This is a genomic window from Streptomyces zaomyceticus, from assembly GCF_014656215.1.
GTDB lineage: Bacteria > Actinomycetota > Actinomycetes > Streptomycetales > Streptomycetaceae > Streptomyces > Streptomyces zaomyceticus.
This window is the reverse complement of record NZ_BNBZ01000010.1, coordinates 35,296-50,206: the sequence shown is the minus strand read 5'-3', so window position 1 is coordinate 50,206 and position 14,911 is coordinate 35,296. Positions and strand designations below refer to the sequence as shown.

The window sequence follows — 14,911 nt, the reverse complement described above, 5'->3', positions numbered from 1 at the left end:
GACGCGCGCTCAGACCCACACGCCCCGCGCGGTCAGCACCGAGCGCAGCGTCTCCAGTTGATCGGTCATGATGCCATCCACCCCGAGGTCGAGGAGAGAGTTCATCCTGTCCGGATCGTTCACCGTCCAGACATGGACCTGGAGCCCGCGCGCGTGCGCCTCCCGTATGAAGCGGCGGTCCACCACGGTGACGGGGCCCTGACGCTCGGGGACCTGCGCGGCGATCGCCCCGGCCCGCACCGCGGCCGGGATGCCGAGGGAGCGCAGCCGCAGCCCGATCACACCGCCCACCCCGTACGAGGTGGCCAGCTCGGGACCCGCCATGCGCTGCACCCGGGCCAGCCGGGCCTCGGTGAAGGAGCTCACACAGACCCGGTCCCAGGCACGCTTTCTGCGGATCAGGTCCAGCAGGGGGAGCAGGGCCGATTCGGTCTTGAGGTCCACGTTCCAGCGGGCCTCCGGGAACTCGTCCAGGAGGTCGGCGAAGAGCGGCAGCGGTTCCTTGCCCGCCACGCGGGCCTCGCGGACGGCCGCCCACGGAAGGTCGCGGATCCGGCCGGAGGCGTCCGTGACCCGGTCGAGGGTCGCGTCGTGGAAGGCGACGAGAACCCCGTCGGCCGTGGTGTGCACATCGGTCTCGAAATAGCGGTAGCCCGCCGCGGCGGCCCGGCGGAAGGCGGCCGCGGTGTTCTCCAGGCCGTTCGCCGTTCCGCCGCGATGGGCGAACGGGAGGGGCGACGGGTGGTCGAGGTAGGGGTGGCGTACGCGAGTCACCGCCGCAGTATGGCGCCTTCCGGTGTCGACCGGGCGACCTCGGTGCTTCCGGAGTCCGGCTCCGCGACGGCGAACAGGCGGAGGAAGAACTGGGCGAGCGGCCCGATGGCCAGTGCGTACAGCACCGTACCGACGCCGACCGAGCCGCCGAGCAGGAAGCCGGTGGCGACCACCGCCACCTCGATCGCCGTCCGCACCAGCCGGATCGACCGGCCGGTGAGCCGGTGCAGCCCGGTCATCAGACCGTCGCGCGGGCCGGGGCCGAAGCGCGCCGCGATGTACAGACCGGTCGCGACCCCGTTCAGGACGATGCCCGCCCCCAGCAGCGCGATCCGCCAGGCCGGGCCGTGGACGTCCGGGACGAGCGCCAGGGTGCCGTCCATCGCCAGACCGATCACGAACACGTTGGACACGGTGCCGAGCCCCGGCCGCTGCCGGATCGGGATCCACAGCAGCAGCACCGCGGCCCCCACCACGATCGACACCACACCGATGGTCAGACCGGTCTTCTCGGCGAGCCCCTGATGGAGGACTCCCCAGGGCTCGAGGCCGAGACCGCTGCGCACCAGCAGCGCCGAGCTGACCCCGTACAGCGTCAGCCCCACGTAGAGCTGGACGAGCCGACGGGTGAGATGCCGGCCGTGGAGGCCGGAGGCGATGGACAAGGGAATCCCCCAGGGTGGTGGTAGTGGACTGGCTCATGACACTCTGTGGCGGGGGAACGGGTGCCAACCATGGCCAATTCGAGGAAGGTGGACTGATTTCGATGGCCCAGTGGACTTCGGCGGTAGGACCGGCCCAGCTCGCGCGACAGCTCCAGGCGCAGCAGCCGCGGCCCGCCGGACCCGGCGCCAGGAAGCCGCCCGCCTACCGCGCCCTGGCCGACGGCATCCGCCTGCTCGTCCTGGAGGGGCGCGTCCCGGTCGCCGCCCGGCTGCCCGCCGAGCGGGAACTCGCCCTGGCCCTCACCGTCAGCCGTACGACCGTCGCCGCGGCCTACGAGGCGCTCCGCGCCGAGGGCTTCCTGGAGTCGCGGCGCGGCGCCGGCAGCTGGACCGCCGTACCCGCCGGGAACCCGCTGCCCGCCCGGGGCCTCGAACCGCTGCCCCCGGAGGCCCTCGGCTCGATGATCGACCTCGGCTGCGCGGCGCTGCCCGCACCCGAGCCCTGGCTCACCCGAGGCGTCCAGGGGGCGCTGGAGGAACTGCCGCCCTACGCCCACACCCACGGGGACTACCCGGCCGGCCTCCCCGCGCTCCGCCAGATGCTCGCCGACCGGTACACCGCGCGCGGCATCCCCACGATGCCCGAACAGATCATGGTCACGACCGGCGCCATGGGCGCCATCGACGCCATCTGCCATCTCTTCGCCGGGCGCGGCGAGCGCATCGCCGTCGAGTCCCCCTCGTACGCCAACATCCTCCAGCTGATGCGGGCGGCCGGCGCCCGGCTCGTGCCCGTCGCGATGTCCGAGGGCCTCGGGAGCTGGGACCTGGGCCGGTGGCGCCAGGTGCTGCGCGACGCGGCTCCCCGCCTCGCGTACGTCGTGGCCGACTTCCACAACCCGACCGGCGCGCTGGCCGACGAGGACCAGCGGCGGCAGCTCGTGGACGCGGCCCGCTCGGCCGGCACCGTCCTCGTCGTCGACGAGACCATGGCCGAACTGGGGCTGGACGACGACCTGGAGATGCCCCGGCCGGTCTGCGCCTTCGACCCGGCCGGTTCCACCGTCCTGACGGTCGGCTCGGCCAGCAAGGCCTTCTGGGCGGGCATGCGCATCGGCTGGGTCCGGGCGGCGCCCGACGTCATCCGCTCCCTGGTGGCCGCGCGCGCGTACGCCGACCTCGGCACCCCCGTCCTCGAGCAGCTCGGGGTGAACTGGCTCATGCGGACGGGCGGCTGGGAGGAGGCCGTGACGCTCCGCCGCGACCAGGCCCGGGAGAACCGGGACGCGCTGGTCGCGGCGGTCCGCAGGGAGCTCCCGGAGTGGGAGTTCTCCGTGCCGCGCGGCGGTCTCACCCTCTGGGTCCGCACCGGCGGACTCTCCGGCTCCCGGCTCGCCGAGGCGGGGGAGCGGGTCGGCGTCCGTGTCCCCTCCGGGCCGCGCTTCGGCGTCGACGGGGCCTTCGAGGGCTTCGTCCGGCTGCCCTTCACGGTCGGCGGACCGGTGGCCGACGAGGCGGCCGCCCGGCTCGCCGCCGCGGCCCGGCTGGTCGAGTCGGGCGCGGGCGGGGGAGCGGAGCCGCCGCGGTCGTTCGTGGCGTAGTGGCCCGCGCATGCGGAGAGGCCGGTACGGACATCCAGGTCCGCACCGGCCTCTCTTCGTACGTGGTGCTCAGCCCTCTGCGGGTACGGGGGCGTGCAGGGGGGCGGGGCCGGGATCCGGCTCGGCGCGGGGGGCCGGGGCCGGCTCGGGGGCCGCGACGGCGACGGTCTTGATCGCCACGGTCGTCTCCGTGCGACGCTCCGGGAGCAGCTCGAGGACCGCCTGCCGGTGCGCCTCGCTCGTCCCGTCGTCGTACGGGTCGGGAGTCGCAGGCACCTGGAGGCGCAGGACCGGTCCGGTGCCCAGGCGCGCGTAGCCGCGACCGGCCGGGACCTGGGGCGTCGGGGTGGTGTGCGGCTCGGAGCCGAGGACGGCCGCGATCTCCTCGGGGGCGGCGGGACCGAGCACGATCCGCGCCCGCGTGTGCGTCCGTACGGCCTCGCTGAGCGTGTCCGCGCTGTCGAACTGCTCGGCGACCACCACCGTGACCTGGGCCGCGCGCCCGTGCCGCAGCGGCACCTCGAGCAGCTCCTGCGGGTCGGGGCGGCCGTCGGCGGCGGCCAGGTGGCCGAGGACGCTCGGCCGGTCGACCAGGATCCACAGCGGCCGTCGGGTGTCCTCCGGCGCCGGGTGGCCGGCCTGCCGGGCCCGGTTGGCGGCGATCAGACGTCGTTCCGTCTCGTGCGCCGCCCATTCCAGGCTGGTCAGCGAGCCGGAGAGCCCGCACTCGACGGCCAGGACCCCGTCGCGGCCGGTGAGGCACGCGTACTCGCCGGTGCCGCCGCCCTCGACGATCAGCACGTCGCCGTGCGGAAGGGCCTGGAGCGCGATCGAGCGCAGCAGGGAGGTGGTGCCGCTGCCCGGCTGGCCGACGATCAGCAGATGCGGTTCGGTGGAGCGGGGGCCGGTGCGCCAGACCACGGCCGGCGCGTCCTCCGTGCCGTCCGCCGCGACCACGGGCACGGTCCGCTGCACGGCGTCCGCGTCGGTGAATCCGAGGACGGTCTCGCCCGGCACGGTGACGAAGCGCTGGGCGGCGATGGTGGTGGGCAGGGCGGGCAGCACGCTCAGGTCGAGCCGGTTGCCCTCCTCGTCCCAGTCGAAGCGGTACTCGCGGCCGCGCCCCGACTTGGCGTGCAGCAGCTGCTCGATACGCGCGCGTGCCGCGGGCTCGCCGTCGGTGAAGTACGGGGGGTACGCGATCCGCAGGCGGGTGAGGCGCCCGTCCTCGTCGAAGGCGTACTCCGTGAAGGCGCCGCTCCAGTCGCCGCCGTGGGCGAAGAGCGGGGCGGGGTCGTCGGAGACGGAGAAGTACGGCACGAGGGCCTCGTACAGGCCCTTGAGCCGGGCGACCTCCGCGTCGGGCCCGGTCTTCACGACCGGGCGTTCGCGTCCCTTCCACGCGGCCGCGCCCATGAGCGTCACGAGCGCGAGGAGCGGCCCGTACGGCATGAGGGCGACGACCAGGACGCAGGCCGCGACCAGGAGCAGCGTGGGACCACGCCGCTCCTTGGGGGTCGCGGCCCACTTGGCGCGCGCGGTCGCGGCCAGCTTCCGCAGACCACGGGAGACCGTGATCAGCGGATGGAGCACGTCGGTGGCACTGTCGGCGGCCGTGCGCGCGATCTCTCGACTACGAGCGATCTGTGCGCTGCCGCTGCTCAGAATGCGGGGGAGTGGTCGCCGGGCCACGAAGTACTCCTGAGGGTGTGGAAGGGACGGAAGGGCGTCAGAACTTGATCCCGCCCAGGAGACCGGCGAGGCTCTGCCCGCCTGCCGTGATGCTCGGGGCGATGGCGGTGCCCGCGAGGTAGAAGCCGAACAGCGCGCTGACGAGGGCGTGCGAGGCCTTCATCCCGTCCTTCTTGAAGAACAGGAAGCAGATGATGCCGAGCAGGACCACGCCTGAGATGGACAGGATCATTGGTTGTTCTCCTGGTTGAGGGGACAGTCACCATGAGTCCTTCCAAGTTCACAGCAAGTATCTATGTGACTAAAGGTGCATTGGGGTGAAAAACAGCCGATTTCACTTGACCGGCGGACGTCGAACGGACTGTCGGGTGGCGAAATGCCCGGCGTGCGCTAGAGGAGCGGCCGCGGGCGGGCTGCCGTGATCTTTGCCTCGGTCGGGCGAGGTCATGTCCCCGAACGGGCAGTACCCTGTCGATTCACTCGTACGGCCGCGCTTGCCGTGCACCGGCCCACAACGCAGGAGAGAGGCGGTCCCACCCGATGAGCGAGACTCCGGACCCCGAGGTCATCGAGCTGGCGTCCAAGGTCTTCGACCTCGCCCGCACCGGGGACGCCGACGCGCTGGCCGCCTACGTCGACGCCGGTGTCCCGGCGAACCTCACCAACGACAAGGGTGACTCCCTCGTCATGCTCGCCGCCTATCACGGCCACTCCGCCGCGGTTTCCGCCCTCCTCGCGCGCGGTGCCGACGCCGACCGCGCCAACGACCGCGGCCAGACCCCGCTCGCCGGTGCCGTCTTCAAGGGGGAGGACGCCGTGATCCGCGCGCTCCTGGCCGGCGGCGCAAATCCGGAGGCAGGGACTCCGTCCGCCGCCGACACGGCCCGGATGTTCGGCAGGACCGAACTCCTCGAGCTCTTCGAATCCCGGTGAACGGGCACTGAACCCCAGGTGAGAGCGGCGTCGTAAATGTGGTCGCGGTGGCGAAATGGGTGGGTCATCATGACGTCGGGCCCGGCAAAACGGGCCACCGACGAGAGGCTGAGGAAGATGGTCACTGGCAGGCGATGGACGACAAGCGGCCCGACATGTTGCCGCACGGCCTAGGCGTACGGGCGAAGTACCGCCCGACCCGGGTCATCCCGGTATCCCCCGGTCGTGTCGACAGCTTGATGTGAGGCGTCTTCCCATGTTCGATCCAGTCATAGCGCCGAGCGGCACCCTGCTCGGCCTGCTGCAGCGGGGCCGCGGCGACGGCACCCTGCACGCACTCGCCGCGCCACGCGCCGAGGCCCTCGCGGCCCTCAACCACTGCGTTCTCGACGACCCCCGCCACGACTGGCAGGTCGAGAACCGCTCCCTCTACTACGCCCGTCTCTACCTGGACCTCCACGGAGGTCTCGAAGAGATCGAGGCGCACCTGTTCGGTGCCGAGGACCACCTCGACACCGAGGAGTCCCGCACCGGACTCGCGCTCGCCGTCCTCGGGCACCTCGCCTCCTACGGACGCCAGGACGCCCTGCTCGTGCTCCGCCGTTACGCGGCGACCGGCACGAACTGGGCCTGGGCCCTCGACGAGCTGGCGCTCCGCGACGACGACGCCGGACTCCGCGCGCTCGCCGTTCCCGTGCTGGCCCGCTTCCCGGCCGATGCCGCGGGCGACGCCGAGCTGGCCGGCGTCGTGCGCGACGCCTTCGAGCCCCGCCCGTGGCGCCTGTGGGCCGAGGACCGGCGCGATGCCGTCGGCGCCCGGGTCAGGGCCGCCCAGGAACAGGGTTCCTTCGACCGCTGGCAGCGCCAGATGCGCCCCGCCGGGCCCCGCCCCGGCTGGAGCGTGCGCGCCGTCCTCGACTGGGCGCAGGAGGGGTACGAGCGCGGAGCCGTGCTGTACGGCCCCGCCGCCCGCTGCCTCACCGCCGTCGCGGGACCCGAGGACCGGCCCGAACTCCTCGCCGCCGCCCGGCACGGCTCGGTGGGAGCACGGGGCGCCGCCCTGCACCACCTCGCCGAGCAACGGGACCCCGCCGTCCTCGACCTCGTCGAGGCCGCCGCCGACGGTGACTCCCACGAAGCCGCCGAGGCCGCCATCGGCGCCTACCGGCGCATGTGCGGCGAGGACGCCGTCGCCCGGGCCCGCGCGTGGGTCCGGCGGACCGACGCTCTCGGCGCCGCCGCCGCCGACGTGCTCGCCTGCCGCGGCACCGCCCAGGACTCCCCCTCCGTCCTCGGCGCGCTCCGCGACACCATCCGCTCCGAAGGCCCCGACGCGCCCGCGCTCGGCGGGCTCGTGGACGGCGCAGGCCGTCTCGGCATCGCCTGCGCGGCCCCCGTACTGCGCCACGTCTACCGCGAGACGACCTCCTCCCAGCTGCGCGGGCGGGTGGCCCGGGCCCTCGCCGCCACCGACCCCACCTTCGCGACCGGTTTCGCCGTCGAATGCCTCTGGGACTGCGAGGAGACCACCCGCGAGGTCGCGGCCGGGCACGCCGAGACCGGTGACGTCCGCGTCGCCGAACGATTGCGTCGCCTCGCCGCCGACCCGGCCGAGGAGGTCGAGGTCCAGACCGCGGTGCGCAACCGGATAGGACCGGACCTCCAGGTCTGACCCCGGTCGTCGACACCGGGCCGGACACACGGCCCGATCGAGGTCCGGCTTTCCGGCCGGACCCGGCCGGACCCGGCCGATCGGCCTGACCCGGTCACCCGTCACCCGGCTCCGGGGCGGCGCGGCCCCCGGCGGAGAACCCGCCGAGCGAGGCCCCGCCCCGGAGCACCGGTGCCTCCTCAACCGTGCCCGGTGAGACGCCGGTGCTTCCGTGTTCCTGTCCGGCGTGCGTGGGTGTTCCCGGGGTGCTGCCCTGCGAGTGCGGGTCCTTCCCGGGTGCTGCCCTGCGGGGTACGAGTGCTTCCGGGCGCTGTCCCGCGGGGCGCGGGCGTCTCCCGATCCCTCTCCCCAGCGGACCCGTTTCCCGCTCCGCACCGCACCCGCGCGAAACGCTCATGGGACGTTCCCTCCCCGTCAAGATCGACGTTGGCAGGGACACGCCGGGCGCGACGACAACACCCGTATGCGTGTCGTCATCGTCACCGAATCCTTTCCTCCCGACGTCAACGGTGTGGCGCACTGCGCCCTGCAGACCGCGCGCCACCTCGTCCGGCGGGGCCACACCCCGCTCGGCATCGCCCCCGCCGTCGCCGACCCGGCCGCGGACGCCGACGCCCCCTGCGCCGTCGTCCGGGTGCCCTCGCTCCCGCTGCCCGGCTATCCCCAGGTGCGGGTCGCCCTGCCCAGCCGTCGTGTTGCCGCGGCCATCGTCGAGCACCGCGCCGACCTCGTCCACCTCGCCGGACCGTTCGTCCTCGGGGCGAGGGGGATGACGGCCGCCGCCCGGCTCGGGATCCCCGCCGTCGCCGTCTACCAGACCGACCTCGCCGGGTACGCCCGCACCTACGTGGGAACCGGCGAGGGCGCCGCCTGGCGCCGCCTCCGTGCCGTCCACGGAGCGGCCGACCGCACCCTTGCCCCGTCCTCCGCCGCCGTCCGGGACCTGGAGGCCCACGGCATCGGCCGCATCCGGCTCTGGGGCCGAGGGGTGGACACCGCGCGCTTCCGCCCCGAACTCCGTGACGACGCCCTGCGCGGGGAACTCGCTCCCCACGGTGAGCTCCTCGTCGGCTACGTGGGCCGCCTCGCCCCCGAGAAGCGCGTGGACCTCCTCGCCGGAGCGGCGGGACTCCCCGGTGTCCGGGTGGTGGTCGTCGGGGACGGGCCGAGCGGGCCCGCGCTGCGCACGGCGCTGCCGGGCGCCCGGTTCCTGGGCCGGCGCACCGGCGCGGACCTGGCTCGGATCTTCGCCTCGCTCGACGTGTTCGCCCACACCGGCCCGTTCGAGACCTTCTGTCAGACGGTCCAGGAGGCCATGGCCAGTGGCGTCCCGGTGATCGCGCCCGCCGCCGGCGGACCGCTGGACCTGGTCGACCACGGGCGCACGGGGCTCCTCGTACCCCCGGAGGACCCGGACGCGCTGCGCGAGGCCGTCGCCATGCTCGCCGCGGCGCCGGAGTCCCGCACGGCGTTCGGCCGTGCGGGGCGGGCCGCCGTCGAGGGCCGGACCTGGGAGGTCCTGGGGGACGAGCTGATCGGCCACTACCTGGAGGTGCTGCGCGAGCGGAAGGCGGTGGCGGCATGAGCGTCGGTCGTGTTGACCGGGTTCACAGCGGAGGCGGTGCTGAAGCGGTACACGGCTGTGACGGCTACGGCTGTGACGGCCACGGGCTCCGGATCGTGCGGCTCGCCAACTTCGTGACCCCCACGTCGGGCGGTCTGCGCACCGCTCTCGACCGGCTGGGCCGCGGCTACCGGGCGGCCGGGCACGAACCGGTCCTCGTCGTCCCCGGCGACGTCGCCGGCGACGTCCACACCGAGCAGGGCCGCGTCATCACCCTCCCCGGCCCCGTGCTGCCCGGCACCGGCGGATACCGGGTCCTGGCCGACCGGCGCCGGGTGCGCCGCCTCCTCGACGAACTCGCACCGGACCGGATAGAGATATCGGACCGCACGACCCTGCGATGGACGGGGGAGTGGGCGCGGCGCGCCCGCGTGCCCTCCGTGATGGTCTCCCACGAGACCGCGGACGGTGTGCTGCGCACCTGGGGCGTGCCGACCGCGGTCGCCGCCCGTGCGGCGGACCGCCTCAATCGCCGCACGGCGTGGGCCTTCGCGCGGATCGTCTGCACGACGGAGTGGGCGGAGCGCGAGTTCGTACGGATCGGCGCCCGCAACGTCGTACGGGCGCCGCTCGGCGTGGACCTGGACCGCTGCCGCCCCGGCCGCCGCAGCACCGTGCTGCGGGCCCGGTACACGGACGGCGAGCGGGTACTGCTCCTGCTCTGCTCGCGCCTCTCCGTCGAGAAGCGGCCCGGCACGGCCCTGGACGCCCTTGCCGAACTGCGGGACTCCGGGATCGCGGCGGCGCTGGTGGTCGCCGGTGACGGGCCGTTGCGGGGCACCCTGGAGCGGCGGGCACGGGAGCGGCGGCTCCCGGTGCGGTTCCTCGGGCACGTCGCCGACCCGGAGGCTCTGGCCGACCTTCAGGCGGCGGCCGACGTGTGCCTGGCCCCGGGGCCCGCGGAAACGTTCGGTCTCTCCGCGCTGGAGGCCCTTGCCTGCGGGACGCCGGCCGTCGTCAGCGACTCCTCGGCCCTGCCGGAGGTCGTCGGCACGGCGGGGGCCTCCGCCGTGGGCACCCCGACTGCCTTCGCCTCCGCCGTACGCGGCCTCCTCGCGGTCCCGGAGACCACCCGCCGCGGGGCGGCACGCGCGCGTGCCGAGGCCTTCACCTGGGAGCGCTCGGTCACCGCCTTCCTCCGGGCCCACGACGCCGTCACGCACCCCGCGCCGTGCCACCCGGAAGGGGCATGGCGATGACCCCGCCGGACCGGGCTTCCGCGCCGGCCGAGGCTCCCGTGCCGGCTGGGTTCCCCGTGCCGGCCGCGGCCCCCGTCCAGGGCGCGGCCCCCGCCCGCGTCCCCCCGCCCCGACAGGACCCCGGGACGGCAGGACGCGCGGCCGATCGGTGTTCCGGAACCGGAACCGGGACCGGTCCCGCCGACACCGTCCGATTCGCCGTGCTCGGCGACTCGCTCAGCGAAGGCGTCGGGGACCGGGTGGACGGGGCCTGGCGGGGGTGGGCGCCGCTGCTCGCCGACGGGCTCGCGGCCGAGGGGCGGCGGACCGCCTTCCTGAACCTCGCGGTCAGCGGCGCCCTCAGCGGCGACGTCGCGAACCGGCAGGCCCCCCGCGCCCTCGCCTTCCGGCCGCACCTCGCCTCCGTCGTCGTCGGGGTCAACGACACCCTGCGCCGCACCTTCGACATCGCGCTCCTCGCCCGCCGCCTGGACGGGGTCCTCGCCGACCTCGACGAGGCCGGAGCCGTACTCCTGACCGCCTGTCTGCCCGACGCCGGCCGGATGCTCGGCCTGCCGCCCCCGCTGGCGCGTCCCCTCGCCCGCCGCCAGCGGTCCGTCAACGCCGTCGTGCACGCCCTCTCCGCCCGCTACGGGGCCGTCCATCTGCACCTCGCCGACGCCACCTGGACCGAGGACCGCGCCCTGTGGAGCGCCGACCGGCTGCACCCGGGCGAGCGAGGGCACCGAGCCGTCGCCGAGGGCTTCCACCGGCTTCTCGCCGACCGGGGACTCGCCCACGGCGCCGCACCCTCGCGGGAGCCCCTCCAGCCGCCCCCTACCCGCGCCGAGGCGTTGCTCCGGCTCGCCACCGCGGGCACCGGCTGGCTCCTGCGCCGCAGCCACGACCTGCTTCCGCAACTTCTGCTGCTCGCCGGTGCGGAGCTGCGCCACTGGGCCGACGGCACGGGTCCCGCCCCGCTCGACGCGCGCGCGGAGGACGCCCTCGCCGCCGCGCTCGCGGCCACAATGGGGAGATGAACGGGCGCTGGGAGTTCTGGATCGACCGGGGCGGCACCTTCACCGACGTCGTGGGCAGGCGCCCCGACGGCGGGCTCGTCACCCGCAAGGTGCTCTCCCACGATCCCGCCCGGCGTCAGGACGCCGCCGTCGCCGGAATCCGTCTCCTCCTGGGCCTCGGGCCCGACGAGCCCGTCCCCGCCGACCGGATCGCCGTCGTCAGGATGGGCACCACCGTGGCCACCAACGCCCTCCTGGAGCGCCGCGGCGAACCGACCGTCCTGCTCGTCACCGAGGGCTTCCGCGACGCCCTCCGCATCGCCTACCAGAACCGGCCCCGGCTCTTCGACCGTCACATCGTGCTCCCCGAAGCGGTGTACGCGCGCGTGATCGAGGTTCCCGAACGGGTCGACGCCCACGGCCACGTCGTCCGGCCCCTGGACGAACCCGCCGTCGGCGAGGCCCTCGCCGCCGCCCACCGCGAGGGGTTCCGCTCCGCCGCCGTCGTCCTCCTGCACGGCTACCGCCACCCGGCCCACGAGGCCCGGGTCGCCGAGATCGCGCGCGACACGGGTTTCACCCAGGTCAGCTCCTCGCACGAGGTCAGTCCGCTGATCAAACTGATCCCGCGCGGCGACACCACGGTCGTCGACGCCTACCTCTCGCCGATCCTGCGCCGGTACGTGGACGAGGTGGCCCACGAACTCGCCGGAATCCGCCTGATGTTCATGCAGTCCAACGGAGGACTGCGCGAGGCGGCCCATTTCCGGGGCAAGGACGCCGTGCTCTCCGGACCGGCCGGCGGAGTCGTCGGCATGGCCCGTACCTCGGCCCGGGCCGGACACGACCGCGTCATCGGCTTCGACATGGGCGGCACCTCCACCGATGTGTCGCACTACGCCGGTGCCTTCGAGCGCGAACTCGGAACCCAGGTCGCCGGGGTGCGGATGCGGGCCCCGATGATGAGCATCCACACCGTCGCGGCGGGCGGCGGGTCCGTCCTCCACTTCGACGGACGCCGCTACCGCGTGGGACCCGACTCGGCGGGTGCCGTCCCCGGCCCCGCCTGCTACCGCCGGGGCGGACCGCTCACCGTCACCGACGCCAACGTCATGCTGGGCCGCGTCCAGCCCGCCCACTTCCCGGCCGTGTTCGGCGAGACGGGCGACCGGCCCCTCGACGCCGACGTCGTACGGGAGCGGTTCACCGCCCTCGCCGAGGAGGTCGGCGGCGGGCGCACACCCGAGGAGGTCGCCGCCGGCTTCCTGGAGATCGCCGTCCTCAACATGGCCAACGCCGTCAAGAAGATCTCCGTCCAGCGCGGCCACGACATCACCCGGTACGCCCTCACCAGCTTCGGCGGCGCCGGCGGCCAGCACGCCTGCGCCGTCGCCGACGCCCTGGGCGTCGACACCGTCCTCGTACCCCCGCTGGCCGGCGTCCTCTCCGCGTACGGCATCGGGCTCGCCGACGCCACCGCCATGCGGGAGCGATCCGTCGAGGCCGAACTCGAGGAACCCGGCACCCTCGCGCGCGTGGAGGCGGTCTGCGCCGAACTCGCCGAGCGCACGCGCGCGGAGCTGCGCGCCGACGGCCTGCCGGACGCGGCGATCACGACGAACGCGCGCGTGCTCCTGCGGTACGCGGGCACGGACGCGAGTCTCCAGGTGGACCTCGCCTCCGCAGAGGAGCTGACAACCGAGTTCACGGCCGTTCACCGCGCGCGGTACGCCTTCACCATGGACCGGCCGCTGGTCGTCGAGGCCGTCTCGGTGGAAGCGGTGGGCAGGGCGGGGCCGCCCGGCCCCCTCCTGATCGATGCCGTCGTCGACCCGGACGAACGGGCAGGCCCGGCGGCGCCGAGCGCCACCGTCCGTATGCACAGCGCAGGTACGCCCCACGACGCCCCCCTCCACCGGCGCGAGGACCTGCGGCCTGGCGACACCGTGGAGGGGCCCGCCCTCCTCGTCGAGGCCGACGCCACGACCGTCGTCGACAGCGGCTGGCTGGCCACCGCGACCGACACCGGACACCTCCTCCTGCGCCGGGTCGCCCCCCGCCCCGCGCGCGTGGCCGCCGGCACGGAGGTGGACCCGGTCCTCCTGGAGGTCTTCAACAACCTCTTCATGGCCATCGCCGAGCAGATGGGCGTCCGACTGGAGAACACCGCCCAGTCCGTCAACATCAAGGAACGCCTCGACTTCTCCTGCGCGCTCTTCGACGCCGAGGGCAACCTCATCGCCAACGCCCCCCACATCCCCGTCCACCTCGGTTCCATGGGCGAATCGATCAAGGAGGTCCTGCGGCGGCGCGGCGACGACCTGCGCCCCGGCGACGTGTACGCGATCAACGATCCGTACCACGGCGGCACCCACCTCCCCGACGTCACCGTCGTGACCCCGGTCTTCGACGACGCCTCCGGCTTCGACGACGACTCCGAGGCTCGCCCCGCCCCCGGCGCCCCCCTGCGCTTCCTGGTCGCCTCGCGCGGCCATCACGCCGAGATCGGCGGGATCACCCCCGGTTCGATGCCCGCCTTCAGCCGGACCGTCGACGAGGAGGGCGTCCTCTTCGACAACTGGCTGCTCGTGCGGGACGGGCGCCTGCGCGAGGCCGAGACCCGGGCGCTGCTCACCGGCGCCCCCCACCCCTCCCGCGACCCGGACACCAATCTCGCCGACCTGCGGGCCCAGATCGCCGCCAACGAGAAGGGCATCGAGGAACTGCGCCGCACCGTCGACGAGTTCGGACTCGACGTCGTCCATGCCTACATGCGGCACGTCCGGGCCAACGCCGAGGAGTCCGTCCGCCGTATCGTCGCGCGCCTGGACGACGGCTCCTACCGCTACGAGACCGACGGCGGCGCGGTCGTCCGGGTCGCCGTCCGCGTCGACCGCGAACGCCGCTCCGCCGTCATCGACTTCACCGGCACCTCCCCGCAGCTGCCCGGGAACGCCAACGCGCCCACGGCCGTCGTCATGGCCGCCGTCCTGTACGTCTTCCGCACCCTCGTCGACGAGGACATCCCGCTCAACAGCGGCTGCCTGGAACCCCTGGAGGTCCGGGTGCCGCCCGGCTGCATGCTCGCGCCCGAGCCACCGGCCGCCACCGTCGCGGGGAACGTGGAGACCTCCCAGGCCGTCACGGGCGCGCTCTACGCGGCCCTCGGCGTCCAGGCCGAAGGCTCCGGCACCATGAACAACCTCACCTTCGGCAACGCGCGCGTGCAGTACTACGAGACGGTCGCCAGCGGCTCGGGCGCGGGGGACGGCTTCGACGGGGCCGACGCCGTCCAGACCCATATGACCAACTCACGGCTCACCGACCCCGAGGTGCTGGAGTGGCGTCACCCGGTGCGGGTCGACGCCTTCGCGGTACGGGACGACGGCGGCGGCCGCGGCCGCTGGCGGGGCGGACGCGGCGTGGAGCGCCGCATCCGGTTCCTGGAGCCGATGACGATCGCCCTGCTGACGGGACACCGCAGGGTCCCCCCGTACGGCATGGCGGGCGGTGAGCCCGGCGCGCTCGGCGAGAACCTCGTGGAACGCGCCGACGGCACCGTGGAGCGCCTCGGCGGCGCCGCCACCACGGAGGTGGGGCCCGACGACGTGCTGGTGCTGCGCACCCCCGGCGGCGGCGGGTACGGCCCGCCGCCCGACGAGGAGGAAGCCCGAGCGCCGTCGCCCGGCACGGAGTAGCAGCCGCTCGGCCGGCCGAACCGGGACGCCCGCCCCGTCTCTTCCCCCGATCGGA

General features: G+C 74.4%; 11 protein-coding genes. 7 read left to right on the top strand and 4 right to left on the bottom strand.

Features of this window, described 5'->3' with window-relative positions:
- Positions 1-9 precede the first annotated feature (9 nt).
- The gene (locus tag IE311_RS15505) at positions 10-774 is read right to left on the bottom strand and encodes a glycerophosphodiester phosphodiesterase (protein ID WP_189832263.1); all 765 of its coding nucleotides are present in this window, start codon (positions 772-774) and stop codon (positions 10-12) included.
- Positions 771-1,439: a membrane protein YczE gene (gene yczE / locus IE311_RS15500; protein WP_189832262.1), complete on the bottom strand. Its 669-nt coding sequence runs from the start codon at positions 1,437-1,439 to the stop codon at positions 771-773. Before yczE ends, IE311_RS15505 begins: the two co-directional genes overlap by 4 nt.
- Positions 1,440-1,540: 101 nt before the next feature.
- On the opposite strand from yczE, the gene IE311_RS15495 reads away from it, so the two are divergent.
- On the top strand, positions 1,541-3,040 hold the full coding sequence (locus IE311_RS15495) for an SCO1417 family PLP biosynthesis transcription factor (protein ID WP_189832261.1): 1,500 nt from the start codon (positions 1,541-1,543) through the stop codon (positions 3,038-3,040).
- A 69-nt stretch (positions 3,041-3,109) separates the two neighbouring features.
- Here IE311_RS15495 and IE311_RS15490 read toward each other — a convergent pair whose 3' ends face one another.
- Complete coding sequence (locus tag IE311_RS15490) at positions 3,110-4,732, bottom strand: hypothetical protein (protein WP_189832260.1); 1,623 nt, start codon at positions 4,730-4,732, stop codon at positions 3,110-3,112.
- Between the two features lie 37 nt (positions 4,733-4,769).
- The gene (locus IE311_RS15485; protein WP_015032212.1) at positions 4,770-4,964 is read right to left on the bottom strand and encodes a hypothetical protein; all 195 of its coding nucleotides are present in this window, start codon (positions 4,962-4,964) and stop codon (positions 4,770-4,772) included.
- A 308-nt stretch (positions 4,965-5,272) separates the two neighbouring features.
- Between IE311_RS15485 and IE311_RS15480 the strand changes: the two genes are divergently transcribed.
- The 6 genes from IE311_RS15480 (at position 5,273) to IE311_RS15455 (ending at position 14,856) form a co-directional block, all read left to right on the top strand.
- Positions 5,273-5,665: an ankyrin repeat domain-containing protein gene (locus IE311_RS15480; protein ID WP_189832259.1), complete on the top strand. Its 393-nt coding sequence runs from the start codon at positions 5,273-5,275 to the stop codon at positions 5,663-5,665.
- 256 nt (positions 5,666-5,921) lie between these two features.
- Positions 5,922-7,337, top strand: a complete 1,416-nt coding sequence (locus IE311_RS15475) for a HEAT repeat domain-containing protein (protein WP_189832258.1) — start codon at positions 5,922-5,924, stop codon at positions 7,335-7,337.
- A gap of 463 nt (positions 7,338-7,800) precedes the next feature.
- The gene (locus IE311_RS15470) at positions 7,801-8,922 is read left to right on the top strand and encodes a glycosyltransferase family 4 protein (RefSeq protein WP_189832257.1); all 1,122 of its coding nucleotides are present in this window, start codon (positions 7,801-7,803) and stop codon (positions 8,920-8,922) included.
- Positions 8,919-10,160 (top strand): glycosyltransferase, encoded by a 1,242-nt coding sequence (locus IE311_RS15465; RefSeq protein WP_229901943.1) that lies wholly within the window; start codon positions 8,919-8,921, stop codon positions 10,158-10,160. Before IE311_RS15470 ends, IE311_RS15465 begins: the two co-directional genes overlap by 4 nt.
- Complete coding sequence (locus IE311_RS15460; protein ID WP_373313867.1) at positions 10,157-11,179, top strand: SGNH/GDSL hydrolase family protein; 1,023 nt, start codon at positions 10,157-10,159, stop codon at positions 11,177-11,179. Before IE311_RS15465 ends, IE311_RS15460 begins: the two co-directional genes overlap by 4 nt.
- Positions 11,176-14,856, top strand: a complete 3,681-nt coding sequence (locus IE311_RS15455; RefSeq protein WP_189832255.1) for a hydantoinase B/oxoprolinase family protein — start codon at positions 11,176-11,178, stop codon at positions 14,854-14,856. Before IE311_RS15460 ends, IE311_RS15455 begins: the two co-directional genes overlap by 4 nt.
- The last annotated feature ends 55 nt before the right edge of the window (positions 14,857-14,911 follow it).